The organism is Streptomyces sp. MNU76 (assembly GCF_020982545.1).
In the GTDB taxonomy this organism is placed as follows: domain Bacteria; phylum Actinomycetota; class Actinomycetes; order Streptomycetales; family Streptomycetaceae; genus Streptomyces.
This window is the reverse complement of sequence record NZ_JAJKLK010000003.1, coordinates 55,599-80,312: the sequence shown is the minus strand read 5'-3', so window position 1 is coordinate 80,312 and position 24,714 is coordinate 55,599. Positions and strand designations below refer to the sequence as shown.

At 70.3% G+C, this 24,714-nt stretch carries 13 protein-coding genes and 5 pseudogenes; 3 read left to right on the top strand and 15 right to left on the bottom strand.

Features of this window, described 5'->3' with window-relative positions:
* Window positions 1-133 precede the first annotated feature (133 nt).
* The 4 genes from E4N62_RS06745 to E4N62_RS06730 form a co-directional block, all read right to left on the bottom strand.
* The gene (locus tag E4N62_RS06745; protein ID WP_230212785.1) at window positions 134-1,822 is read right to left on the bottom strand and encodes a DUF4153 domain-containing protein; all 1,689 of its coding nucleotides are present in this window, start codon (window positions 1,820-1,822) and stop codon (window positions 134-136) included.
* A 278-nt stretch (window positions 1,823-2,100) separates the two neighbouring features.
* Window positions 2,101-3,003: an ADP-ribosylglycohydrolase family protein gene (locus tag E4N62_RS06740; RefSeq protein WP_230212782.1), complete on the bottom strand. Its 903-nt coding sequence runs from the start codon at window positions 3,001-3,003 to the stop codon at window positions 2,101-2,103.
* Window positions 3,004-3,015: 12 nt separating this feature from the next.
* Window positions 3,016-3,675, bottom strand: a complete 660-nt coding sequence (locus tag E4N62_RS06735) for a histidine phosphatase family protein (RefSeq protein ID WP_230212780.1) — start codon at window positions 3,673-3,675, stop codon at window positions 3,016-3,018.
* A 124-nt stretch (window positions 3,676-3,799) separates the two neighbouring features.
* The gene (locus E4N62_RS06730) at window positions 3,800-4,402 is read right to left on the bottom strand and encodes a DUF4937 domain-containing protein (protein ID WP_230212778.1); all 603 of its coding nucleotides are present in this window, start codon (window positions 4,400-4,402) and stop codon (window positions 3,800-3,802) included.
* Window positions 4,403-4,479: 77 nt separating this feature from the next.
* Between E4N62_RS06730 and E4N62_RS06725 the strand changes: the two genes are divergently transcribed.
* Window positions 4,480-5,088, top strand: a complete 609-nt coding sequence (locus E4N62_RS06725) for a TerD family protein (RefSeq protein WP_268269130.1) — start codon at window positions 4,480-4,482, stop codon at window positions 5,086-5,088.
* Between the two features lie 128 nt (window positions 5,089-5,216).
* Here the strand turns inward: E4N62_RS06725 and E4N62_RS06720 are convergent, their stop codons facing one another.
* Window positions 5,217-8,111: a vitamin B12-dependent ribonucleotide reductase gene (locus E4N62_RS06720; protein WP_230212774.1), complete on the bottom strand. Its 2,895-nt coding sequence runs from the start codon at window positions 8,109-8,111 to the stop codon at window positions 5,217-5,219.
* 162 nt (window positions 8,112-8,273) lie between these two features.
* The gene (gene nrdR / locus E4N62_RS06715; protein ID WP_230212771.1) at window positions 8,274-8,837 is read right to left on the bottom strand and encodes a transcriptional regulator NrdR; all 564 of its coding nucleotides are present in this window, start codon (window positions 8,835-8,837) and stop codon (window positions 8,274-8,276) included.
* Between the two features lie 539 nt (window positions 8,838-9,376).
* Between nrdR and lexA the strand changes: the two genes are divergently transcribed.
* Window positions 9,377-10,153: a transcriptional repressor LexA gene (lexA, locus tag E4N62_RS06710; RefSeq protein WP_045561107.1), complete on the top strand. Its 777-nt coding sequence runs from the start codon at window positions 9,377-9,379 to the stop codon at window positions 10,151-10,153.
* 185 nt (window positions 10,154-10,338) lie between these two features.
* On the opposite strand, the gene E4N62_RS06705 is transcribed toward lexA, so the two are convergent.
* From E4N62_RS06705 to E4N62_RS06685, 5 genes and pseudogenes are all read right to left on the bottom strand, one after another.
* Window positions 10,339-12,348: an ATP-dependent DNA helicase gene (locus E4N62_RS06705; protein ID WP_230212769.1), complete on the bottom strand. Its 2,010-nt coding sequence runs from the start codon at window positions 12,346-12,348 to the stop codon at window positions 10,339-10,341.
* Window positions 12,349-12,575: 227 nt separating this feature from the next.
* Complete coding sequence (locus E4N62_RS06700) at window positions 12,576-13,358, bottom strand: GNAT family N-acetyltransferase (RefSeq protein WP_230212767.1); 783 nt, start codon at window positions 13,356-13,358, stop codon at window positions 12,576-12,578.
* A gap of 108 nt (window positions 13,359-13,466) precedes the next feature.
* Window positions 13,467-15,420: pseudogene (locus E4N62_RS06695) on the bottom strand (IucA/IucC family siderophore biosynthesis protein).
* A 545-nt stretch (window positions 15,421-15,965) separates the two neighbouring features.
* A pseudogene (locus E4N62_RS06690) lies at window positions 15,966-17,465 on the bottom strand (diaminobutyrate--2-oxoglutarate transaminase family protein).
* Between the two features lie 254 nt (window positions 17,466-17,719).
* Window positions 17,720-18,327 (bottom strand): annotated as a pseudogene (locus E4N62_RS06685) (SAM-dependent methyltransferase); the annotation flags it as partial.
* A 365-nt stretch (window positions 18,328-18,692) separates the two neighbouring features.
* Here E4N62_RS06685 and E4N62_RS06680 point away from each other — a divergent pair.
* The gene (locus E4N62_RS06680) at window positions 18,693-19,925 is read left to right on the top strand and encodes a serine protease (RefSeq protein WP_230212765.1); all 1,233 of its coding nucleotides are present in this window, start codon (window positions 18,693-18,695) and stop codon (window positions 19,923-19,925) included.
* Window positions 19,926-19,982: 57 nt separating this feature from the next.
* Here E4N62_RS06680 and E4N62_RS06675 read toward each other — a convergent pair.
* The 4 genes and pseudogenes from E4N62_RS06675 to E4N62_RS06660 all read right to left on the bottom strand — a co-directional run.
* Window positions 19,983-20,297: pseudogene (locus E4N62_RS06675) on the bottom strand (IS30 family transposase); the annotation flags it as partial.
* Between the two features lie 216 nt (window positions 20,298-20,513).
* Window positions 20,514-21,336: pseudogene (locus tag E4N62_RS06670) on the bottom strand (IS30 family transposase); the annotation flags it as partial.
* A gap of 98 nt (window positions 21,337-21,434) precedes the next feature.
* Window positions 21,435-22,934 (bottom strand): GTPase HflX, encoded by a 1,500-nt coding sequence (gene hflX / locus E4N62_RS06665; protein ID WP_230212763.1) that lies wholly within the window; start codon window positions 22,932-22,934, stop codon window positions 21,435-21,437.
* A 222-nt stretch (window positions 22,935-23,156) separates the two neighbouring features.
* On the bottom strand, window positions 23,157-24,638 hold the full coding sequence (locus tag E4N62_RS06660) for a M1 family metallopeptidase (protein ID WP_230212761.1): 1,482 nt from the start codon (window positions 24,636-24,638) through the stop codon (window positions 23,157-23,159).
* Between the last annotated feature and the right edge of the window lie 76 nt (window positions 24,639-24,714).

Here is a 24,714-nt window from a genome sequence, read left to right as displayed (position 1 = left end):
AGAGCGTGGAGCCGACCGCACACGGCCGGACCACGCCCGTGGGACCGTATCCCCGGAAGCCCACCAGCCGGACCACGCCCGGGGAACCGTGGACCCGGGCGTGGTCCGGCCGTGTGCGGGCCCGCGACGACTGTCAGCGGTAGTACTCCGGTCCCAGCTCATCGCAGGCCGGTCCGCTCGCGCCCCCCGTCGGCGGACGCTCCTCCAGGATGCGCCTGGCCTCGGCCTCGCCCCAGCCCGTGGCGTACCAGGGAACGTGGCGCCGCTCGTCCAGTTCCTCCTTGACGTTCCACAGCGCGCACGACCGCATGGGCTCCTCCAGCCGGTCCAGGGCGGGCACCGCGTCTGCGGACAGGCCTCTGGCGTAGGGGAGGTCGAAGCGACCCGTGGTCTCGTACCGCTCGACGTTGCGCTCGGCGATCAGCCCGTCCGGCGACACCAGCCCGAACGCGAGCACCACGGCGACCGCACTGGCCGCGACGGCGCGCGGCAGCCATCGGGCACCCCACACACCGGCGGCCATGATGAGCACGATGACCAGGCCGAGCCAGAGCTCCACGGTCAGCACCGAGATCCTCAGTCGCGTCAGCCCATACGCCTCCACGTACATGTCCATGCGCCGCACCGCGGAGGCCACGACGACGAGGGCCAGTACGCACAGCGTTCCCAGGACCCCGCGCACGAGCGACCGGTCGCTCGGGCGGGTGCGCGGGGCCCAGCGCAGGGCGATCACGATGACCAGCAGGGTGAGCAGCGTGGCCATGAGCAACTGCCAGAAGCCCTGGCGCGCGTACTGCGCGTAGGTCTGGCCGGTCTCCTTCAGGACGGCGTCGTAGCCGCCGAAGAGCACGGCGAGCTGAACGGCGTTGAAGACGGCGAAGAGCCCGGCCAGTCCGACCAGGGGCAGCGCCCACTCGACACGGCCGCGGGCGCGGCCGACCGGCACCTGGAGGCGGTCCCAACGGGCGGGTGCGGCCGCCGTACGGGCCGCCGCGAGGGTGCCGAACAGCCCCAGCGCGAGAAGCAGGAACCTCCAGGGGCCGTCGGTCACGGAGACGTCGGGCACCAGGGCGCCGAGCAGATCGGCGAAGGCGGCGTCGGCACCGGCGAACAGCGCACCGAAGACGAAGAGGAGGACCGCGGCGACGCCGAACGCCCTCAGCAGAGGCGCCAGGCGGCCGCGATTGCCGCCCATCCGCTCGCGCAGACCCTGCCAGGCCCAGGCCGGTCCGGTGACCAGCGAGGTGAAGACTCCGACGGGTCCGAGCAGGACGGCCGGCCAGGTGCGGCCGCCGTGCAGGGCCAGTGAGCCCGCCGCGAACGCGGTGACGACGGCGAGGAACGAGGGCCACTCCGCGGCGCGCAGTGCGGGCACGGCCAGCAGGGCGAGTCCTCCGGCGCCCCAGACGAGGGCCCAGGGACGCGGACGTCGCCCCGCCCGACGGCCCGCGGCGTACACGGCGAGCGTGGCGGGCACGGCGACGAGGACCAGGTTGACCGCCAGCCCGTCGCCCAGCAGCACCATGCTGAGCAGGCCGGTGGCCAGGGCCGCCCACAGGGTCGCGGTGCGGATCGGCGCGGGCTCACCGGGGCCGAAGTCTCTCAGTGGCGGTGAGGGCGGTGGTCCGGGCGGTGAGGGCGCTGGTCGGGACGGTGTGCGCGCCGGCCCGCCCGGTATGGGTTCGGGCCTGTCCGCCTTGCCCTCCGGTGTGGCGTCCGCGAAGGCGGCCGGCCGGCTGCGGTCCTTCCCGGTTCCCGCGCGGGCCCTCTGCGGCGGGCCTTCGGGTTCTGGCGTGGCTGGTGCTGACGGTGTCTCGGACATGGGACCCCCTCCCCCGACCGGCCCTCGTCGCCACCGTACGCAGCGCGCGGCTGCGGCAGAAGGTTCGTGACCGGTAGCTCATCGCCGCGTCTCGTCATGATCAACAGGCAGCGTGGCGGACAGGGTATGCCGCAGGTGAGCGCACGGGGTCGGCCCGGGAGCGCACTGTGTCACTCCTGTGACAGTCGAGGCGCTTGGGATCGAAGAGACCGGGGAAGCGCATCCGCTGCCTCCCGACGCCTCTCAAGCCGCGGTCGGCCCCTGTGGTCCCCGGTCGCTCATCCCACCTGGAGCCAGTCCGGGAACGCCTCCGTCTGCCGCGTCCAGGCCTCGGGGGGTGCCCCGGCCTTACCAGAGGCCACCACTCCGCCGACGATGGCACAGGTCGTGTCGACGTCACCGCCCACCTGGGCCGTCGTCCAGAAGCCCCCCTCGTAGTCACCGAGGGCGCGTGCCGCCGACCAGAGCGCGAACGGCACGGTGTCGTGCGCCGTCGTACGCCGTCCGCAGCCCAGGACGGCGGCGACGGTGTCCGCGTCGGCGTAGTCGAGCATGTCCCGCGCGCGCCGCAGGCCCGCGCCGACGGCGCTCTTCGGGACGAGGGCGATGACACCGTCCAGCAGATCGCCGGGGCCCGGCGGTCCGGCGGGATCGGCCGCGAGGGCCGCGGCAGCGGCGACGGCCATGGCGCCGACGACGGCCTCACGGTGCTGGTGCGTGGGGTAGGCCGAGATCTCCGCCTGGTGGGTGGCCTGCTCGGGGTCGTCGGCGTACCAGGCGCCCAGCGGGGCGATCCGCATGGCCGCGCCGTTGCCCCAGGATCCCTGCCCGTTGAAGAGCGCGGAGGCCAGCTCACGCCAGTCACCGCCTTCGCGGACCAGCCTCAGTAGGCGGTTGACCGCGGGCCCGTAGCCCCGGTCGAAGTCATGGTGCACGGCGAAGGAGCGGGCGAGTTCGTCCTGGTCGATCCGGTGGTGGGCCGCGAGGACGGCCACCACGGAGCAGGCCATCTCGGTGTCGTCGGTCCACTGCCAGGGGCCGGGCGGGGTCTCGCGACGCTTGAGCAGCGGGTAGTTCACGGGCACGAAGTACTGCGAGCCCAGCGCGTCCCCCACCGCGAGTCCGCGCAGGCTGGACAGGGCCCGTTCGAGGGGGCCGTGAGGAGAGGAGTCAGCGGTCATCGCCCTGCCACTCTAACTGGTGGCCCCGTACGACTCCGGGTCCCGCCAGCGGTCGAACGGCCGGTCGAGCGCGTACTTGCCGTCCTCCCCGAGAACGAGCATCCGCATCTCCGCGTTCCCGGGGTTCGACAGCGACTCGAACTCCGCGACCGTCCAGTGGAACCAGCGCATGCAGAACAGACGCATGGCGAGCCCGTGGGTGACCAGCAGGACGTTCGGCGGGTGGTCGGGGTCCTCGAAACTGCGGAAGAGGCTCTCCAGGAAGCCACCGACCCGGTCGTAGACGTCGGCGCCGGACTCCCCCTGCACGAAGCGGTAGAAGAAGTGGCCGTAGGCGTCCCGGTAGGCCTTCTGGAGGCGGACGTCGTCCGGGTCCTGCCAGTTGCCCCAGTCCTGCTCGCGCAGCCGTGGCTCCTCGCGCACCCGCACCTGCTCGGGGTTCAGGTGAAACGCCTGGAACGTCTCGTGCGTTCGGCGATAGGGGGAGACGTAGACGCTGACGCGCTCGCGGCCGACGACGTCGCGGATGTGTTTGCCGGTCTCCTCCGCCTGCTGCCAGCCGAGGTCGGTGAGCGCGAGGGCGTGATCGGGCTCGCGCTCGTACACGGTGTCATCAACATTGCCCGTTGACTCGCCGTGTCGGACAAGGATGATGCGCCGTGGTCGTGCCATGCCAAGACCCTAAGGGGGACGAGGGCGGATCGAGCACTCGTCCGGGTGCCATACGGCGTAGGTCACACGGCTCCCGCCCGCCGACCTCCAAGGTTTGAAGATCAAACTCGCCGGAGTTGGAATCTCAAACCGTCCAGCTCGGCTCCAGCTCCACAATGTCACCGGTCATGGCGGCGACGTCGGCCTCGATCTGGGCCCGAAGGGCGAGGCGCTCGATGCGTTCGACGCGGTACTTGCCGTGCTCGGCCGCCGACTGCCACATGGAGAGGATCATGAACTCGTGAGCGGGTGCCTCACCGAAGAGGCCGCGCACCATGCCCGGAGAGCCGGCCATCGCGGGGTTCCAGACCTTCTCCTGCATCAGCGCGAAGTGCTCGGCCCGCTCCTCGTGGACACGGCAGTGCGCCACCCGCACCAGATCGGCGTCCGTGAAGCGCGGCTCGAATCCGGTCTTCACGTCGAACCGGTGGTCGAAGAGCTTCGCCTGCATGTCCTTGAAGGTGCCCGACTGCGACGCGGCGAGCCGGTCGTGAGAGCGCGCCATGAAGGAGTCGTAGAAGGCACGGCTCTCCCAGAAGGAGAAGATGTGCGCCACACCAGCCCGCCCCGGCTCCAACCCCGCCCTGTCCACGGAATCCCGGCTCCCCAGTAGCCCCGCCCACTTTCGCTGCCCCCGTTCGAAACCGCGGCGGTCCACCACGGTGCAGCGAATCCACTTGACCAGCACCGCGCCATGGTAAGGCCACGGAACGTGGCGGCGGTCACTCTCCGGCCGGTTGCACCCGGGCGAGCGCCCCGGCGCGCATGCGAGGATGGACAACTGGCCTGGACCGCCAGGCAGTTCGGCCCGCACGCACAGAAGAGGGGGAGGGAGTTCTGTTGAACGGCCTCAACAAGGGCATCCGCAAGGTAGAAGTGTCGCTCAAGTGGGACCCGAGTCCTGCCGGACAGCCGCCGACGGATCTCGACATCGTCGCGGCCCCCTATCTGACGACCGATCCGACCGGCAGCCCCGCCTACGTCGTGCACTTCGACAGCCGCTCACCCGACGGCACCATCACCCTCAACCGTGACAGCAAGACCGGCCAGGGCTTCGGCTGGGACGAGGTCTTGACGGTCGAACTGAACCGCCTCGACAGCCGGTACGGCCGGGTCGTGATCGGTGTCGCCATACAGCAGGGATCGGGCCCGAGGACCTTCGCCGAGGTCACCAAGCCCGCTCTGCGTATCCGTGAGGACTACACCGTCCTGGCGGAGGACGACTTCGGCGGCGTCCTCGGCTCGACGGCCGCGACCGTCGCCGAGTTCGTCCGCGACACCACCGGCGAATGGACCTTCCACCCGGGCATCACCGGCTTCGACGAGGACCCGGCGACCTTCGCCCGCGTCATGGGCGGCCCGCGCGAGGCCTGACCCTCACCCCCACTCGGGCACCGGGGGCGACATGTCAGCTTGATCGCCACGACAGCGGAAGGGGGGAGCCGGCCTGTCGCCGACTCCCCCCTTCCGGCAGTCACTTCACGCCCGGAAGGCGCTCACGTTCAGCTGCAGCCGCTCGTCGAACCGCAGCCCTCGCAGATGTAGCAGGAGCCGGCCCGCTGCATCTTCGTACCGCAGGAGAAGCACAGCGGGGCGTCCGCATGGATGCCCAGCTGCATCTCCACCAGTTCGGCGCTGGTGTGGGCCTGCTTCGGGGCGGGCACGGCCACCTCGGCTCCGGCCTTCGGGGTGGCGACGGCCTTCAGGTCCGTCTGCCGCGGGGCCGACTGCGCCAGACCCTCGACGTCGACGTCCTCCTCGGTGGGCTCGTACGAGCCGGTCTCCAGGTGGCGCTGGCGCTCCTCGGCGGAGTGGATGCCGAGCGCTGAGCGCGTCTCGAAGGGCAGGAAATCGAGCGCCAGGCGGCGGAAGATGTAGTCGACGATCGACTGCGCCATCCGCACGTCCGGGTCGTCCGTCATGCCGGCCGGCTCGAAGCGCATATTGGTGAACTTCGAGACGTACGTCTCCAGCGGAACGCCGTACTGGAGGCCGACGGAGACCGCGATGGAGAAGGCGTCCATCATGCCCGCGAGGGTCGACCCCTGCTTCGACATCTTCAGGAAGACCTCGCCGAGACCGTCGTCAGGGTAGGAGTTGGCGGTCATGTAGCCCTCGGCGCCGCCGACCGTGAAGGAGGTCGTGATGCCGGGACGGCCCTTCGGGAGGCGCTTACGGACCGGACGGTACTCGACGACCTTCTCGACCGCGGTACGGATCGTGTCCTCGGCCTTCGCCGTGATCTCGGCCTTCTCCGAGTCCTTGGTCTTCGCGGAGAGCGGCTGGCCGACCTTGCAGTTGTCGCGGTAGATCGCGAGCGCCTTGACGCCCAGCTTCCAGGCCTCGAAGTAGATCTCCTCGACCTCCTCGACGGTCGCCGTCTCCGGCATGTTGACCGTCTTGGAGATGGCGCCGGAGATCCACGGCTGGATCGCGGCCATCATGCGGACGTGACCCATCGGAGAGATGGCACGCTCGCCCATGGCACAGTCGAAGACCTCGTAGTGCCCCTGCTTGAGACCCGGGGCATCGATCACATTGCCGTGGTCGGCGATGTGGGCGACGATCGCCTCGATCTGCTCCTCCTGGTAGCCCAGGCGGCGCAGGGCCTGCGGGACCGTGCCGTTGACGATCTGCATCGAGCCGCCGCCGACCAGCTTCTTGAACTTGACCAGCGCCAGGTCGGGCTCGACACCGGTGGTGTCGCAGGACATGGCGAGGCCGATGGTGCCGGTCGGCGCGAGCACGGACGCCTGCGAGTTGCGGAAGCCGTTCTTCTCGCCGAGGCGGAGAACGTCCTGCCATGCCTCGGTGGCGGCGGCCCACACCGGGGTGTCCAGATCGTCCATGCGGACGGCCGTGCCATTGGCGTCGGAGTGCTGCTTCATCACGCGGTTGTGGGCGTCCGCGTTGCGGGCGTAGCCGTCGTACGGGCCGACGACCGCGGCCAGTTCGGCGGAGCGCTTGTACGCCGTGCCGGTCATCAGCGAGGTGATGGCGCCGGCGAGGGCGCGGCCGCCGTCGGAGTCGTACGCGTGCCCGGTCGCCATCAGCAGGGCGCCGAGGTTGGCGTAGCCGATGCCGAGCTGGCGGAAGGCGCGGGTGTTCTCGCCGATCTTCTGGGTCGGGAAGTCGGCGAAGCAGATGGAGATGTCCATCGCCGTGATGACCAGCTCGACGACCTTGGCGAAGCGCTCGACCTCGAAGGACTGGTGGCCGAGGCCGTCGTCCTTGAGGAACTTCATCAGGTTCAGCGAGGCGAGGTTGCAGGACGTGTTGTCCAGGTGCATGTACTCGCTGCACGGGTTGGAGGCGGTGATGCGGCCGGACTCGGGGCAGGTGTGCCAGTTGTTGATCACACCGTCGTACTGGATGCCCGGGTCGGCGCAGGCCCACGCGGCCTCGGCGAGCTTGCGGAACAGCGCCTTGGCGTCGACCTTCTCGATGACCTCGCCGGTCATACGGGCGCGGAGGCCGAACTCGGTGCCGTTCTCCACGGCCGTCATGAACTCGTCGTTCACGCGGACCGAGTTGTTGGCGTTCTGGTACTGGACGGACGTGATGTCGTCGCCGCCCAGGTCCATGTCGAAGCCCGCGTCGCGCAGGGCGCGGATCTTCTCTTCCTCCTTCACCTTGGTGGCGATGAAGTCCTCGACGTCCGGGTGGTCCACGTCCAGGACGACCATCTTGGCGGCGCGACGGGTGGCACCGCCCGACTTGATCGTGCCTGCGGAGGCGTCGGCACCGCGCATGAAGGAGACCGGACCGGAGGCGTTGCCGCCGGAGGAGAGCAGTTCCTTGGAGGAACGGATGCGGGAGAGGTTCAGGCCGGCGCCGGAGCCGCCCTTGAAGATCATGCCCTCTTCCTTGTACCAGTCGAGGATCGACTCCATGGAGTCGTCGACGGCCAGGATGAAACAGGCGGAGACCTGCTGGGGCTGCGGCGTGCCCACGTTGAACCACACGGGGCTGTTGAAGCTGAAGACCTGGTGCAGGAGGGCGTACGCCAGTTCGTGCTCGAAGATCTCGGCGTCGGCGGGCGAGGCGAAGTACTTGTTCTCCTCGCCGGCCTTCGTGTACGTCTTCACGATGCGGTCGATCAGCTGCTTCAGGCCGGTCTCGCGCTGCGGGGTACCCACGGCACCGCGGAAGTACTTGCTGGTGACGATGTTGACCGCGTTCACCGACCAGAAGTCGGGGAACTCGACGCCGCGCTGCTCGAAGTTGACCGAGCCGTCGCGCCAGTTGGTCATGACGACGTCACGCCGCTCCCAGACCACCTCGTCGTACGGGTGCACGCCGGGGGTGGTGTGGATGCGCTCGATACGCAGGCCCTTGCTCGCCTTGGTGCCCTTGGCGCGGGAACTCCGTGCCGGACCGCTCGCCGTCTCTGTCATGCCGCCTCCCTGTACGGGCGAAAACGCCCTGAAGTGCCACGCTGTTCCCGTGACACGGTGTTCTGTCTTGTGTCGCGACCCGACTGACACAGCCGTTCGCGACAGGCCTGGATCGCCGCCGGTCGTCCGGACCACCCACTGGTCCGGCGGTGCGGCCCGCCGTCAGTCGGCGGCGTTGGCGGGCACCGGGACCTGAACAGTCCCTCCGGACCCGCGGTCGCTCTCCACCCGCCCCCCGGCCGCGCTCTCGACGTCCTCGTCGTGCGCGTCGGGGCGCTTCCCCTGCTCTTCCCTGAGTTCCGCGATCGCGGCCTCGAAGTCCTCCAGCGAGTCGAACGCCCGGTAGACGCTCGCGAACCGCAGGTAGGCGACGAGGTCGAGTTCCTGCAACGGGCCGAGTATGGCCAGCCCCACGTCATGGGTGGTCAGCTCGGCGCTTCCGGTCGCGCGCACCGCCTCCTCGACCCGCTGGCCGAGCTGGGCGAGCGCGTCCTCGGTGACAGGCCTGCCCTGGCACGCCTTGCGGACGCCATTGATGACCTTGGTACGACTGAAGGGCTCGGTCACGCCGGACCTCTTGACCACCATCAGCGAGCACGTCTCCACCGTCGTGAAACGACGGGAGCAGTCGGGACACTGGCGGCGCCTGCGGATCGACGTGCCGTCGTCCGTCGTACGACTGTCGACGACGCGGCTGTCGGGGTGCCTGCAGAAGGGACAGTGCATAACTCCAACCCTCCTCACAGCACGACTCAATAAGCCCCACGAGCCACTTGGGCCCCGCGGAAGCAGCCCCAAGCATAGGGGATGACCATGAGCCCGAGGACCCGGGGGACCACAACTTCTGGGCCGTTGCAGCAATCCAAGCACTAGATGTAGGGCTTGGCACGTAAATCCCCCCACGGCGCGCGTGTCGCGCACGTATGGGCATGTGCCGGACGAGCAGTCCGTCGCGGAGCGCGTCCGCGCCGTCGCGGAACGGACGCAGGCAGGGCGGGGGCGCCACGAGAAAGGGGTCGGTACCCGGTCGACGGAGTACCGGATGGCAGACTGGGCCACGCGGCGACAGCGGCCCACAAGGCCCCTCGCCCCGGCGGTGAAGAGTACAGCAATCAACGCTTTTGTCCGTCGGAGCCGCCCGCTCTACACCCGGACACATGGTCACGTCAGGTAATCCACGGTTTTTCACTCGAACGTGTGTTTGGCGCAACCTTTCGAAAGCAACTACCGTTGTGCTGCACGGGAGACCATCGAGAGGGGCCGACGTGACCACCACCGCTGACAGTGCCACCATCACTGCCCAGGACCGCTCCCAGAGCCGACTCGAGCCGGTGCATGCGATGAACGAAGCCACGAACCATGAAGGGCCCAAGCGCGCCCTGCCCGGCCGACCTCCAGGCATCAGGGCGGACAGCTCCGGGCTCACCGACCGGCAGCGCCGGGTCATCGAGGTGATCAGGGACTCGGTGCAACGGCGCGGATACCCGCCGTCGATGCGGGAGATCGGCCAGGCGGTCGGCCTGTCCAGTACATCCTCCGTGGCGCACCAGCTGATGGCACTGGAGCGCAAGGGCTTCCTGCGCCGCGACCCGCACCGTCCGCGTGCGTACGAGGTCCGGGGCTCCGACCAGGCCTCGGCGCAGCCGACGGACACGGCGGGCAAGCCGGCCGCTTCGTACGTGCCGCTCGTCGGCCGGATCGCCGCCGGTGGCCCGATCCTTGCCGAGGAGTCCGTCGAGGACGTGTTCCCGCTTCCCCGCCAACTGGTGGGCGACGGCGAGCTCTTCGTCCTGAAGGTCGTCGGCGACTCCATGATCGAGGCGGCGATCTGCGACGGCGACTGGGTGACGGTCCGCCGCCAGCCCGTCGCGGAGAACGGGGACATCGTGGCCGCCATGCTGGACGGCGAGGCCACTGTCAAGCGCTTCAAGCGCGAGGACGGCCACGTCTGGCTGCTCCCGCACAACGCCGCCTACGAGCCCATCCCGGGTGACGACGCGACCATCCTCGGCAAGGTGGTGGCCGTTCTGCGCCGCGTCTGACACCCAGCGGCGGACGGTTGCCCGTGCCCGTCCCCGCCCCTGATCCGGGCCCCGGAATCCACTGCGCCGGTTCCGGGGCCCTGGGCTGTCCAGGGCCCACCCGGACGCCACGGCCCGAGGCTGAGCCCGCGCGCGACGGCCGGTGACCTGCCCCTTCGCCATGGGGACAGGTCACCGGCCGTTCGTCACGCCTCCGCCTTCACCGTTCCTTCCCGCTGCTCCGCCTCTTCCCGGTCCTTCGCGGCGGTGTCGATCGCGGCGAGCGACCTGCGGACCTGGTTACGGTCCGTCGTGTACCAGAAGTCGGGCAGTGAGGCCTTCAGATAGCTGCCGTACCGCGCGGTCGCGAGCCGTTGGTCCAGTACCGCGACCACACCACGGTCCCCCTGCGCTCTCACGAGACGGCCGGCGCCCTGCGCCATCAGCAGAGCCGCGTGTGTGGCGGCGACCGCCATGAAGCCGTTGCCGCCCGCCTCCTCGACGGCCTTCTGGCGAGCGCTCATCAGCGGGTCGTCGGGCCGGGGGAACGGGATCTTGTCCATCACGACCAGCTGGCAGCTGGGACCGGGCACGTCCACGCCCTGCCAGAGCGAGAGCGTGCCGAAGAGACAGGTCTTCGGGTCGGCCGCGAAGCCCTTGATCAGCTCACCGAGCGTCTCTTCCCCCTGCAGCAGGATCGGGTACTCGGGGATGCGGACGCGCAGCTCCTCCGCCGCCAGCTGGGCGGCCCGCATCGACGAGAACAGTCCGAGCGTCCGGCCGCCGGCCGCCTGGATCAGTTCCGTGAGCTCGTCCAGCATGTCCGCCCGGTCGCCGTCCCGCGCGGGACGTGAAAGATGCTTGGCGACGTAGAGGATGCCCTGCCTCGGGTAGTCGAACGGCGATCCGACGTCCACGCCCTTCCACTGTGGAAGGGCGTCGCCCTGGGCGCCCTCGGGGGCCAGTCCCAGCGAAGCCCCGACCCCGTTGAAATCGCCGCCCAGCTTGAGCGTGGCGGAGGTCAGGGTGACGGAGCGGTCCGCGAAGAGTTTCTCCCGAAGCAGACCCGAGACGGACATCGGGGCGACGCGCAGGGACGCGCCGAAACGGTCATGGCGTTCGTACCAGACGACGTCCCACTCCGAGCCGTTGCTGATCCGCTCCGCCACGTCGTGCACGCTCTCCACGGCCGCCAGAGCTTGCTTGCGCACGGCGTCCTCGTCCTGGACGGACTTGTCGCGGGTGCTGCCGATCGCCGAGATCACCGCGCGAGCGGCATCGCGCAGCGCCATCAGGACGTACGCCAGATCCTCTGGAATCTCTTCCAGCCGGCCCGGCAGAGCGAGCTCCATGATCCGCTCGAACCCCTCGGCGGCGGTCTGGAGCTGGTCGGCGACCTTCTCGTTCACGAGCTTCGCCGCCCGCTTCACGGCGCGGTTGACCTGGCCCGGAGTGAGTTCGCCGGTCGCCACGCCGGTCACCCGGGAGACGAGTTCGTGCGCCTCGTCCACGATCAACACCTCGTGCTGCGGGAGAACCGGAGCACCCTCGATGGCGTCGATCGCGAGCAGCGCGTGGTTGGTGACGACGACCTCGGAGAGCTTGGCCCGCTCCCGGGCCATCTCGGCGAAGCACTCGGCGCCGTACGCGCACTTCGTGGCACCCAGGCATTCCCTGGACGACACCGAGATCTGTGCCCAGGCGCGGTCGGACACTCCTGGGGTGAGGTCGTCCCGGTCGCCGGTCTCGGTCTCCTGCGACCAGTCCCGCAGCCTCAGCAGGTCCTGGCCCAGCTTGCTGCTGGGGGCGGCCGCCTCGAACTGGTCGAAGAGGCCCTCCTCCTCGTCCTGCGGCACGCCTTCGTTCAGCCGGTGCAGGCACAGATAGTTCGACCGGCCCTTGAGCATCGCGAACTCCGGGCGGCGGCGCAGGAGGGGGTGCAGCGCGTCGACCGTTCTCGGCAGGTCCCGCTCCACGAGCTGCCGCTGGAGGGCGAGGGTCGCCGTGGCGACGACGACGCGCTCTCCCTGAGCGAGCGCGGGCACCAGATACCCGAGGGACTTGCCGGTGCCGGTGCCTGCCTGGACCAGCAGATGGGAGCCGTCGTCGATCGCCTCCGCGACGGCTTCGGCCATGGTCACCTGGCCGGGGCGCTCCGTGCCGCCGACAGCGGTGACGGCTGCGTGCAGGAGTTCGTGGAGTGAGGGCTTCGTCATAGCGCGACCACCCTACGGGTCACCACTGACAAACGGGTGATCGCGGCGGACGCGTGGGGCCTGGGAGGCGGGATCAAGACGTCTTCTCTTCGACGGGACGGTCTCGGCGCCCGGACATCGAGTCGAGACGAGTCGGGGCGGGGAAGGGCGGGGCGATCGGACCGGGAACCGGAGCGGCTCGGGCGGTGTACCAGAAATGACGGCGTCACAGCAGATCCACATCGGATCTACATCAGATCGCGCAGCAGCCGGTCCCTGCACATGAGGGCGGCCCGCTTGTCGGGCAGGTCGACCTCGGTGGAGTACCGGAAGCCCGCGCTGAGGAAAGCGGAGACGGAGGGAAAGTTGCGCAGGTCGGGTTCCGCGACGACGCGGGCACAGGAAGGTCTTCTGTCGAGGACGAGATCGGCGACGGCGCGGAGCAGGGTGGAGCCGAGACCGCGCCCCCGCTGGGCCACGGGTCCGATGAGCAGATGGATCCCGGTGTCGTGGGGACGGGCGGGGTAATGGCGGGCGAGGGGGTCGAGATCCGCCCGGTAGATCTCCCAATAGCTCACCGGGGTTCCGTTCAGCAGTCCGAGACAGGGCATGCTGCGGCCGTCTCCGTCGAGCTGGGCACGTAGGTGGTTCGCGGTCACGTCCTCGGCTCCGCCGAGCTTCCAGTAGGAGTCCACGGCCGAGTCGTTCATCCAGCGGGAGATCAGCGGGATGTCCCGTCCGAGGCGCACGGGGACGAGGTGCAGCGTGCCTGCCGGGGTGGCGACCGGCCCCCAGTCCGCGAGGTGGTCGAGCAACTCGCCGTTGGCCGGGCGTCCCCTCTGCCCCGCGTCGGTACCGCCGTCGCACGGGTCGGTGTCCTTGGAGCCGAAGGTGTCCTCGGAGCCGGTGTCCTCGGACAGGAGCGCGAGGAAGTCGTCGGTCAGGCGCAGTTCGAGGGTGTCCTCGTTGCCGGGGGCCGAGGCGGTGCCGGTGTCGGTGGTCGCATGGGTGCTCGCGTCGGTGGGAGGCACGGCGATGCTCCTCTCAGGAGATCGGGTGGGTCATGTTCCTCGGAACTGAAGGGAGTCGGACTACACGGACGAGTGGGCTGGACCGCAGTACGGAGGAGGAGTGGCCGGTCATGGAAGGAGGGGGTTGGTGAGAGTGACGTAGACGGACTGGGTGTCGACGGGACCGACGAGTTCATCGAGGCCGTGGAGGCGGGTCAGCAGATTGGCCTTGCAGCGCAGGACGGGTGAGTCGAGCAGTCGGGCGGGCAGGGTGGTGTTCAGCCGGGCGGGACCGGTGGCCACATCCGTGAGGAAGCGGCGGAAGGCGGCGAGCAGGAGCCGCTCGTCGCCGAGGCGCTGGGAGCCGAAAGCACCGATGAGACCGAACACGTTGTTGATGCCGAGGTAGTAGGCGAACCGCTCGTCGGTGACCTCGTCGGAGACGAACGTGTCGCTGCGCTCGCCGATGCCGGGCAGCCGGGATCGGAGGTCCGCACGGCGGGACTCACGGAAGTAGTAGCCCTGGTTGTCGCGGAACCTTCCGCCGATAGGCCAGCCGTCGGGGTCCAGTAGGACGAGCGTGTTCTGTTGGTGCGCTTCGAGGGCGATCCCGGCCTCACTGTCGAGCCACAGCACGGGCCGCACGACGTGTTCCAGGTAGCGCAGGAACCACTCGACGGCTACGGCTCCCCGGGAACGCCCGGTCCGCCCGGCGAGACGGTTGACGACCTCCTCGAGCCGCGACCGCATGAGGAGGCGCTCGTCGGGATGGCCTTCGCCATCGGGGTACGGCCGGGGCGCCACGAGGCCGGCGACGCAGGACGCGTCGTCCGCCGGGCCGAACGGGTTGTGCCGGATGACCACGTCCAGGCCCACCAGGGGGTCGCCGTCCGGTGCGGTGACCGCCAGCCAGGCCGGGTCGCGGACGATGTCGAACCCGGGATGGGCCGCCTGCCACCGCTCGGCCAGGCCGGTGCGCAGCAAGCGGTGCACCTCGACACCGCGATGGAGTTCCTTGCGGAGGTTCTCGCGGCGGGAGTTGGTGATGCGCAGGCCCAGAGAGAGTTTCAGCATCGCGGGGGCACCGGTGCGGTGAACGGTGCGGACGGAGGAGGTGGGGTGCCAGGGAGCGCCGTGCGGGCCCAGGTCGCGCAGCAGGCCGGCGTCGAGCAGCGCGGCGACGGCCGGGCGGTGGCGGACCTCGCGGAGCTGCCAGGGGTGCAGGGGCAGGGCGGTGAAGCCGTCGGGGAGTGGCAGGTCCGGCCCGGCCAGCCGCGCGGTCAGACGGCCGGCGGGGATGACACGGCCGCGCTCGGTCCACGCCGAGTCGGTCGACAGGACGGAGGGTGCGACCGCCATCCAGTGCAGGGGGAAGGAGCCACGCAGTTCAGGTGAGTACAGGCGCGCTTCGGCCTCGGAGAGCCCTTCCCTGCTCTTCGGGGTGGGGTGGAGGGATGGCCGAGGAGGAGGGCCTGCTCGGCGGCCAGGAACCGGGCGGGGTCGTCGGCGGGTTGAGCTCGGCGCTCGGTGATGGACAGAGCGACCTGGCGGGCGGAGTCGGCGACCCTCCCCACCAGGTCCAATTGGCCGCGCTCGATGTGCGGGGTGGGCTGGATGTGCGGGGTGGGCGCGGCCGTGGGTCGGGGGCGGGGCCGGGGGTCGTGCCCTGTGTGCCTCGTGCGGTCGCCTCGCGGGTCAGCAGGGCCGCGAGCGTGACCGCGTCGACAGGGGTGCAGTGTCGGGGGCAAGCGAGGTGGGGGCGGCCGAAGCGGTGCCAGCCGGTGGGAGACCAGTAGCGCACCGGCGCGAGGAGGGTCGTGCCGGTGGCAGGGAGAGGGATGTGGAGGACGCCGCCGTGGTCTTGGGCAGGTGTGAGGTCGTGTTCGCGTACCCAGCAGCGCAAGAGGTTCTCGGCCGCTGCCGCCTGTGCGGCGGTGTGCGGGTCGGGGTGGTGCAGGAGGTCGGCGTCAGTACCGAGGTCGGGGTCGGGCGAGGTCCTGAGGGCCCGGCCGCTGTCCGTGTCCTGGCGTGGGGCCGGGCAGCCGCGCTCGTGGCTCGGCCCCGTCGGGTGGTCGGGAAGCACGGGTCGGCGAGGGACTGGCTGGGCGGGGCACGGTACCTGCGCGGGCACTCCGGGGGGGGGCCGGCTTGACACCGCGGTGGGTCCAGCAGGCTGGGCCCCGGTTCCGTCAGGTAGCTGTCCCGCTCGACTTGACTGGGCCCAAGTTCACCCGGCTCGACCTGGCTGGGCCTGTGCTGCCTCGGCTCGGCCTGGGTGGGCCCGGGCTCACTCGGCTCGACGTGTGCGGGTCGCCGCTGTCCCGGCTCGGTCTGGCCGGGCGACGGTTCGGAACGGCCTGGCAGCGGTGGTTCAGCGTTCAAGGGGCCGGAGGGCTGAGGAACGTGGGCTTCCGGGGAGCGGTGGTGGATGCGGGCCCCGGGGCGGGCAGCGGGTTCACGGCGGTTCCTGGGGTTGCTCGTGCGGGAGGGCAGTCGCGGGTTCGTACTGGCGAGCGGAGGTGAGGCGGGTGCTGGAGGGAGCAGGCGTGGGAAGCGGTGGTGGGGCCGTGCCGTGGGTGGGTGGCTGGTTGGCTGGGGCGTGGCAGGGTGGGCGGTCGTGGGTGGTGTTCAGCCGCCCGGCGTGCGGGCGAGGACTCCGGCTCGCGCGGGGCCGGGTGCGCCGGGAATCGTGTCGCCGCGGTGGCCGCCACCGAGGCGATCGCGTCCGTCAGGCGGTCGAGCACTGCGTTTGTCTGATCGTCGGTGATCGTGAGGGGCGGCAGGAGGCGTACGACGCCGCATGGCGGCCACCGAGATCGACGATCAGCCCGCGGCGGAGGCACTCGCGCTGTACGGCGGTGGCGAGGGAAGGGGCGGGTGGGCGCGGACCGGTCTCGTCGGGTCCAGGGGCGCGTCCGGGGTGACCATCTCGATGCCGATCATCAGCCCCCGTCCTCGTACGTCACCGACACAGGCGAACCGCTCGGTGAGGGGGCGGAGTTGAGCGAGGATGCGGGCGCCCAGGATGGCGGCGCGTTCGGCGAGGCCGTTCTCGCGGACGTGGGCGAGGGTGGCGGCGCCCGCGGCCATGGCGAGCTGGTTGCCGCGGAAGGGGGTGGCGTGGGTGCCGGGCCGCCAGACGTCGAGGTCGTCGCGGTGGACCACGACGGCCAGCGGCAGGCTGCCGCCGATGGCCTGGGAGAGGACCATGACGTCGGGGACGACGCCGCTGTGCTCGACGGCCCAGAAGCGGCCGGTGCGGCCCACACCCGTCCGGACCTCGTCGGCGATCAGCGGGATCGAGCGGGCGGCGGTGATCTCCCGCATGCGGCGCAGCCAGCCGTCCGGGGCGGGGAGGACTCCTCCCTCGCCCTGGACGGGTTCGAGGAGCATGCCGGCGGGCAGCGGTGCTCCGGGCTCGGCGTCGTCGAGGACGGACTCGGTCCAGCGGGCGGCGAGTTCGGCGCCGCGTTCGCCGCCGATACCGAACGGGCAGCGGTAGTCCTGCGGGGAGGGCAGGCGTGGCGCCCGGATGTCGCGGGCGGTCGCGGGTGCTTCGAGGGCCCCGGTGTCCAGGTCGGCGTGGGCGCCGGTGAAGGTGAGCAGGCCGGAGCGTCCGGTGGCGGCCCGGACCAGTCTGCAGGCGACCTCGACCGCGTCCGTGCCGGAGGGGCCGCAGAACCGGACGCGGGCGCGGTCCGCGAGCTCTGGTGGCAGGGTGCGGAGCAGTTCGGTGGTGAAGGCGTCCTTGGCGGGGGTGGCCAGGTCGAGGACGTGCAGCGGAGCACCCGAGGCGACCGCCTTGCGGATGGCTTCGAGGACGACCGGGTGGTTGTGGCCGAGGGCGAGGGTTCCGGCGCCGGACAGACAGTCGAGGTAGCGGCGACCGTCGGCGTCCTCGACGGTCAGCCCGCGCGCGCGCACGGGAACGACGGGCAGGGAGCGCGCGTAGGTGCGCGCCGCCGAGTCTCGGGCGGCCTGCGGCCACGGAATCCTTCCGTGCCCCGACCGCACGGCACGTACCCCGTCGTGCTCCCGTCGTGGGCGGGCCGGTTCGCCCACGGGTCTCTGACCCGCTCGCTCGGGGTCACGTCCCACCGGCGCCACCGCGGACTCGGTCACCGCCACTGCTGCACTTCCTCCCACGGTTCATCAGAGGCGAGTCGGCAGGGGTCACCGAACACCGGCGGGTCCCCCGCACGTACCAACGACGAGACCGGTACGGGGAAGCGGGTCGGACGAAAATATGTGCCGCGGCGGATGCTTGGCCCGTTCGGTCCGGTCCGTTCGGGTGCCGCCGACCGGGTCTTCGACCCGTGTCCCTACGGTCGGGCCCGGACGGCCGGAGCGGTGCGGCCGGGTTCCGGTGGTGGGTTACCGCTTCAGTCCGAGCCGCCGAAGTGGGTGACGTCGATGTCCTCGTCGTCGTCTCCGGGGCGCCAGCGGGAACAGGAGACGATGCCCGGGGGAAGGAGTTCGACGTCGCCGAAGAGGCGTACGAGGTCGGCATGGCTGCGCAGTGTCATCGGCGCCGAACCCTGTCCGTTCCAGTACTCCACGGCCTGCGTCATCGCTTCGCCGTCGACCTCGGTGGTGGGATGGGAGATCACGAGATGGCTGCCGGGCGGTACGGCATCCACCAACCGCCGTACCACAGCGGCCGCTTCGTCGGTGTCCATGACGAAGTTCAGGACGCCCAGCATGGGGATCGCGATCGGCTGCCGGAAGTCCAGGGTGCCCGCGACGCCCCTCAGGATCGTGTCGGGATCGTGGGCGTCGGCGTCTATGTAGTCGGTGGCACCCTCGGCGGTGCTGTTGAGCAGTGCGTGGGCGTGCGCGAGGACGATGGGGTCGTTGTCGACGTAGACGATCTTGCAGGAGGGGTTGACGCGCTGGGCCACCTCGTGGGTGTTGTCCGCGGTGGGCAGGCCGGTGCCGATGCCAGGAACTGCCGGACACCGGCTTCCTCGGCCAGATAGCGGCGAGTTCTTCCCCAACCTAGATTCACTCGCTCAACTACCGTAGGAGAAAAGGCATTTGACCAGGGCGGTTGGTCGGCTGCGCCTGGTCGATCGCCTGGTCGGGGGGGCTCGTAGCCAAACCGTTGCCGTTCCATCGGATGTCCCCCACACCGACCGCATAGTGTGTGGTGCCGTTCCGAAGGACGCGGGTCGGTGGATGTCGCCGGGCCACGCGGACGAGGACTCCGTACGTAGTAGGTACGAAGAAACAAGGGTGCGGAACCGCGCGAATGTCGTGTCGGCCACGTACAAGAAGGCGGCCGGCGCACGGAAGAGTCGTGCGCTGTCCGTCTCGGCACCACAGATTCTCAACGCCCCAGGGGGAGTTCAGACCATGCGACCCATACGACCGCTCTTGGCCGCTCGTCGTGGGAGGAGCACGCGCCGCAGAACCTCCCCCGTTCTGGCCGTGGTCGGCCTCGCCACGGTTCTGTCGTTGACGGCCACCGCATGCGGCTCGGGGGACACCACGGCGAACGCCGAGGCGTCGGCGTCCGCGCAGGACAGCGGCAGCGGGGGCGACGGCAAGATCCGGATCCCGGACGACATCAAGGACAAGCTGAAGGAACACGGGATCGACCTCGACAAGTGGCGGGGCGGGGCCTGGAAGAACTGGGACAAGGACGACTGGCTGCGCGAGGCCGAGGACTACGTCAACCCGATCATCAAGGACCTGTGGGACCCGGACCGGATGCGGGACGCCGAGGAGCCGGAGAAGGAGGTCGACGAGGGCGACCTCACCGGTGACCAGGGTGTGACCGACCCGACGCCGGAGTCCGTCGACGCGAAGGCGGTGGCGGCTCAGTACCACGCGAACGTGCCCGAGGCGGGCAAAGTCTTCTTCGACGCGCCCGAGGGCACGATGGTCTGCTCGGCGACGGTGGTGCAGGACCCGGCCAACCCGGGCAAGTCCAACCTCGTGTGGACGGCCGGTCACTGTGTGCACGCCGGTAAGGCGGGCGGCTGGTACCGGAACATCGCCTTCGTGCCCTCGTACAACGACAGTGCCATGGGGGCCTCGGAACTGAAGACGGCGACGAAGGAGGAGGTCGCTCCGTACGGCGTCTGGTGGGGGGACTGGGCGCAGACCTCGGACCAGTGGATCGAGCAGGGCGGGCAGACGGGCGGTGACGGGGCGACGTACGACTTCGCGGTGATCCATGTGACGCCGGAGGAGGGCAGCGGGGGCAAGTCGCTGGAGGAGATGGTCGGTTCGGCGTTGCCGGTGGACTTCGACGCGCCTGCCGTGCCGCAGGTGCAGAGCATCACCGCGACCGGCTACCCGGCAGGGGCTCCGTACGACGGCGAGACGATGTACCAGTGCACGGACAAGCCGGGGCGGCTCTCGCTCGTCGAGGCCGACCCGACGATGTACCGCATCGGCTGCTCGATGACCGGCGGTTCGTCCGGTGGGGGCTGGGTGGCGACCGGTTCGGACGGTGAGCCCGCGCTGGTGTCCAACACCTCCATCGGTCCGGTGAGCGCCGGCTGGCTGGCGGGGCCGCGGTTGGGCAAGGAGGCCGAGGGCGTGTACAAGGCGGTGAGCGGCAAGTTCGCTTCGCAGTGACGCCGGGCCGTCCATATGGGCGCTTTCTAGCGGTCGTTGCAACACGTGGTCGGTTGATCAGGCCGCGAGCAGTTCAAGCAGGCGCTCGGCTGGGGTTTCCCAGCCGAGCGTTTTGCGTGGGCGGCCGTTCAGCTCGGCGGCCACTGCGTCCAGGGCCTGGCGGGTGTGGGCGGACAGGTCGGTGCCCTTGGGAAAGTACTGCCGCAGCAGGCCGTTGGTGTTCTCGTTGGAGCCGCGCTGCCAGGGGCTGGCCGGGTCGCAGAAGTAGACCGGGATGTCGGTGGCGAGAGTGAACTCCCGGTGCCGTCCCATCTCGCTGCCCTGGTCCCAGGTCAACGACCGCTTCAGGTGGGCCGGCAGGGTCTGCACGGTCTCCACTAGGGCGTGTTTCGGAAGTCCCTTCTGCTCTGCGACGCCCGGCACGCTCCCCCGGTCTCGGCTGGCGCTCGACCGGGAGGTACCCCCACCGCCGCACCGGACGAAAGGCCAAGTACACCCAGTACGAGGCATTTCGTCCGGCGCGCCGAGAGCACGCACCGGACGCCGCAGAGCCGCCCTTCGGGCGACGAAGGGACTTCCGAAACACGCCCTAGAGCATCTCGGTGCCCCGGCCATTGGGCAGGTGCAAGAGCAGCACGTAGCGGGTGGAGCGTTCGACGAGGGTGCCGATGGCGGAGGCACCGTCTTTGCCGATGATGAGGTCGGCCTCCCAGTGGCCGGGAATTGCACGGTCGGCAGCCTCCGCGGGGCGATCGCTGATCATCACCATGGGGTCGCGGTATCGGGGCTGGCGCTGCTGGGCCTGTCGGCGGGGTTTGCGCCGGGCACGGCCGGTGCGCAGGGCTCGGGCCAGCTCGCGGCGGAGTTCGCCGCGGCCCTGGACGTAGAGGGCTTGGTAGACCGTTTCGTGGACCACGTGCATCTCCGGCCGGTCGGGGAAGCGGGCCCGCAGGGCCTGGCAGATCTGCTCCGGGCTCCACCGTAGGTCCAGGTGGTCCTGGAGGAAGTCCCGTGGCTCCGGGTTCTGGCTGATCTTCCCCGGCTTCGGGCGGGGCCGACGGGCATTCGCGCGAGTCTGGGCGGCGTGTGGGCGGTTGTGCCGGGTGCCACGGGGAACGACGGTGCAGTTGCGTCGGATCTCCCGGCTGACAGGCGATGGGCTGCGGCCCAGTTCGGCGGCTATCGCCCGGACTGTGGCCTTCTCCCGCAGTCGGTCCGCGATGTAGATCCGGTCATCCTCACACAGATATCGGGACGGACCGGAAGACGGCACCACCGGTCGAACTGGTGGTGCCGCCGTGTCCCTGCCGGAGGCGTTGCGTCCGTTCCGCCACCGCCTGCCGGTCTTCGGGTTGATCCCGACGATCCGGCGGCCTCGCAGCGTACGGTCCTCACGGATCTTGAAGTCCATCGCATCCCCTGAGCTGGGGTGTTGCGACGACCACTAGAACGGAAGGCGGAGGGGGCGGGCCTTCGGGCATGGCTGGACGGGCGCGCGCTGCCGGACGGTCAGGCAGTCGTGGCCGACGGGACGTACGGCGCCAGGTCGGACGCCAGTTCCTCGTGCACCCGGGCCTTGAGCAGGGTGCCCTCCGGGGTGTGCTCCTCGGAGATCACCTCGCCCTCGGTGTGGGCGCGGGCGACGAGCTTGCCGTGGGTGTACGGCACGAGCGCCTCGATCTCGACCGAGGGGCGCGGCAGTTCGTCGTCGATGAGCGCGAGCAGTTCCTCGATGCCCTGGCCGGAGCGGGCCGAGACCGCGATGGAGCGCTTCTCGATCCGCAGCAGCCGCTGGAGCGTCAGCGGGTCGGCCGCGTCCGCCTTGTTGATCACCACGATCTCGGGGACGTTCGTCGCGCCCACGTCACGGATGACCTCGCGCACGGCGGCCAGCTGCTCCTCCGGGTCGGGGTGCGAACCGTCGACCACGTGCAGGATCAGGTCGGAGTCGCCGACCTCCTCCATCGTGGAGCGGAACGCCTCGACCAGGTGGTGCGGCAGGTGGCGTACGAAGCCGACGGTGTCCGCCAGCGTGTACAGCCGCCCGCTCGGGGTCTCGGCCCGGCGCACGGTCGGGTCGAGGGTCGCGAACAGGGCGTTCTCGACCAGGACACCCGCGCCCGTGAGCCGGTTGAGCAGGGAGGACTTGCCCGCGTTGGTGTAGCCGGCGATGGCGACCGAGGGCACCTTGTTCCTGCGGCGCTCCTGGCGCTTGATCTCGCGGCCGGTCTTCATGTCCGCGATCTCCCGGCGCATCTTCGCCATCTTCTCGCGGATCCGACGCCGGTCCGTCTCGATCTTGGTCTCACCGGGACCACGGGTGGCGAGGCCGCCGCCCTTGCCGCCGCCCATCTGGCGGGACAGCGACTGACCCCAGCCTCGCAGCCTCGGCAGCATGTACTGCATCTGCGCGAGCGCGACCTGCGCCTTGCCCTCTCGGGACTTGGCGTGCTGAGCGAAGATGTCGAGGATCAGGGCCGTACGGTCGATGACCTTGACCTTGACGACGTCCTCGAGGTGGATGAGCTGCCCCGGGCTCAGCTCACCGTCGCAGATGACCGTGTCGGCGCCCGAGTCGAGGACGATGTCCCGCAGCTCGTTGGCCTTGCCGGAACCGATGTAGGTGGCCGCGTCCGGCTTGTCGCGGCGCTGGATCACTCCGTCGAGCACGAGCGCACCCGCGGTCTCCGCGAGGGCGGCCAGCTCGGCCAGGGAGTTCTCCGCGTCCCGCGAGGTTCCCGTGGTCCAGACACCTACGAGTACGACGCGCTCCAGGCGGAGTTGTCGGTACTCGACCTCGGTGACGTCCTCGAGCTCGGTGGAGAGGCCCGCTACGCGGCGCAGGGCCGCGCGGTCGGAGCGGTCGAACTGGTCGCCGTCCCGTTCTCCGTCGATCTCGAAGCTCCAGGCGACGTCCTCTTCCATCAGGGCATCGGCCCGAAGACCTTCGGGGTTGTTCTGCGCGAAGGCGCGCTGCGCGGCCTGGGAAGGGGAAGAAGAGGAGGTCATTGGGTCCTTACGTCGATGGGGATGTCGATAGGGATACCGAAGGGCGACGGATCTTCACGGATCCCGGCCCGTCACTGGTGACAACGTCCGGGGTGTCCCGGGGATTCCCGGGGCGTCCCGTCGTCGACCCGAAGATGGTCGCACGGTACGCCCCGTCTCGTCACTCGGGTTATTTCCCGTCCGCGCGGGGGTCACACCCGCGCGGAACCCGGTCGATCCCGCTCAACGCCCGGCGGAGGCCTCCACCGGTGCCGACTTCCAGTCGGGGTGCCCCGGCATGGGGGGTGTCCGCACCTCGTACAGCCAGGCGTGGAAGAAGTCTCCCAGGTCCCGTCCGGCGATCTTGGAGGCGAGCTCCCGGAAGTCGGCGGTGGACGCGACGCCGTCCCGGTGGACGGTGACCCAGGCCCGCTGCAGCAGGGCGAAGGCGGGGGCGCCGATCTCCTGGCGCAGGGCGTAGAGGAAGAGCGCGGCGCCGTCGTAGACGTTGGCCCGGAAGATGCCGATCTTCTGGCCGCCCTTGGGCTTCTTGGGCGCCGCCGGCGGGCCTCCCGCGGCGCGCCAGCGGTCGGACGCGCCGTACGCGGCCTTCATGCGGGCCGCAACCGACCGGCCGGCGGTCTCCTCGGCGTACAGGGCCTCGTACCAGGTGGCGTGGCCCTCGTTGAGCCACAGGTCGGACCAGGTGCGAGGGCTGACGCTGTTGCCGAACCACTGGTGGGCCAGCTCATGGACCATGATCGACTCGACGTACCACTTGGGGTACTCGGGCCGGACGAACAGCGCCCTCTCGAAGAGCGAGAGTGTCTGGGTCTCCAGCTCGAACCCGGTCTGCGCCTCCGCGATCAGCACCCCGTACGTCTCGAAGGGGTAGCGGCCGACCTTGTCCTCCATCCACTCGATCTGGGCGGGGGTCTTCGCGAGCCACGGTTCGAGCTTCTCGCGGTCCTTGGCGGGGACCACGTCGCGTACCGGCAGGCGGTGCGGTCCGGTGCGGTGCAGGACGGCGGAGCGGCCGATGGAGATCTGGGCCAGTTCGGTGGCCATGGGGTGCTCGGTGCGGTAGGTCCAGGTGGTGGTGCCCAGGGCCCGGTCCGTGCCGGTGGCGAGGCCGTTGGAGACGGCCGTGTAGCCGTCGGGGACGGTGACGCGGACGGTGAACATGGCCTTGTCGGACGGGTGGTCGTTGCAGGGGAAGACGACGTGCGCCGCGTCCGCCTGGTTGGCCATCGCGAGTCCGTCGGCGGTCCGTACCCAGCCGCCCTCCGCGTCGCCCGTGTACACCGGGTCGCTGGTGTGCCGCACCGTGATGCGGGTCCGGGTGCCCTCCACGAGCGGCTCCTCGGGCGTGATCACCAGGTCCTCGCCCACGCCGGTGAAGGCGGCGGGCACCCCGTCGACCTCGACGGAGTGGACCTTGCCGTGGGTGAAGTCCAGATTGATCCGCTCCAGCCGGGAGGTCGTCCGGGCGTCGATGGTGGTGACGGCGGTGAGCGGCTCGCGGTTGCTGCCGGGGTAGGTGAAGTCGAGGTCGTACGACCGCACATCGTATCCGGGGTTGCCGAGGTGCGGGAAGAGCCGGTCGCCTACGCCGAGCGGGGCGGCGGGTGACGGGGCGCTCGCGGCGATCAGGCAGACGGAGACGGCGGAGGCGAGCAGCGCGGCCTGGACGCGGCGGCTCCTGAGGCGTGGGGTGAGCGGCATGGACCACCGCTACCAGCGCGCTCCCGCTCCGCGCCGCCGACGCGCAGCGGTCCCACCCGAACGAGCGGCCCGGCCG

Bases quoted from the DNA above. Each gene is read 5' to 3' on its own strand.
- E4N62_RS06680 (WP_230212765.1), top strand. From the start codon at position 18,693: ATGCGACCCATACGACCGCTCTTGGCCGCTCGTCGTGGGAGGAGCACG.
- E4N62_RS06740 (WP_230212782.1), bottom strand. From the start codon at position 3,003: ATGACCGCTGACTCCTCTCCTCACGGCCCCCTCGAACGGGCCCTGTCC.
- E4N62_RS06735 (WP_230212780.1), bottom strand. From the start codon at position 3,675: ATGGCACGACCACGGCGCATCATCCTTGTCCGACACGGCGAGTCAACG.
- E4N62_RS06705 (WP_230212769.1), bottom strand. From the start codon at position 12,348: ATGACGAAGCCCTCACTCCACGAACTCCTGCACGCAGCCGTCACCGCT.
- hflX (WP_230212763.1), bottom strand. From the start codon at position 22,934: ATGACCTCCTCTTCTTCCCCTTCCCAGGCCGCGCAGCGCGCCTTCGCG.
- nrdR (WP_230212771.1), bottom strand. From the start codon at position 8,837: ATGCACTGTCCCTTCTGCAGGCACCCCGACAGCCGCGTCGTCGACAGT.
- E4N62_RS06725 (WP_268269130.1), top strand. From the start codon at position 4,480: ATGCGAGGATGGACAACTGGCCTGGACCGCCAGGCAGTTCGGCCCGCA.
- E4N62_RS06720 (WP_230212774.1), bottom strand. From the start codon at position 8,111: ATGACAGAGACGGCGAGCGGTCCGGCACGGAGTTCCCGCGCCAAGGGC.
- E4N62_RS06745 (WP_230212785.1), bottom strand. From the start codon at position 1,822: ATGTCCGAGACACCGTCAGCACCAGCCACGCCAGAACCCGAAGGCCCG.
- E4N62_RS06660 (WP_230212761.1), bottom strand. From the start codon at position 24,638: ATGCCGCTCACCCCACGCCTCAGGAGCCGCCGCGTCCAGGCCGCGCTG.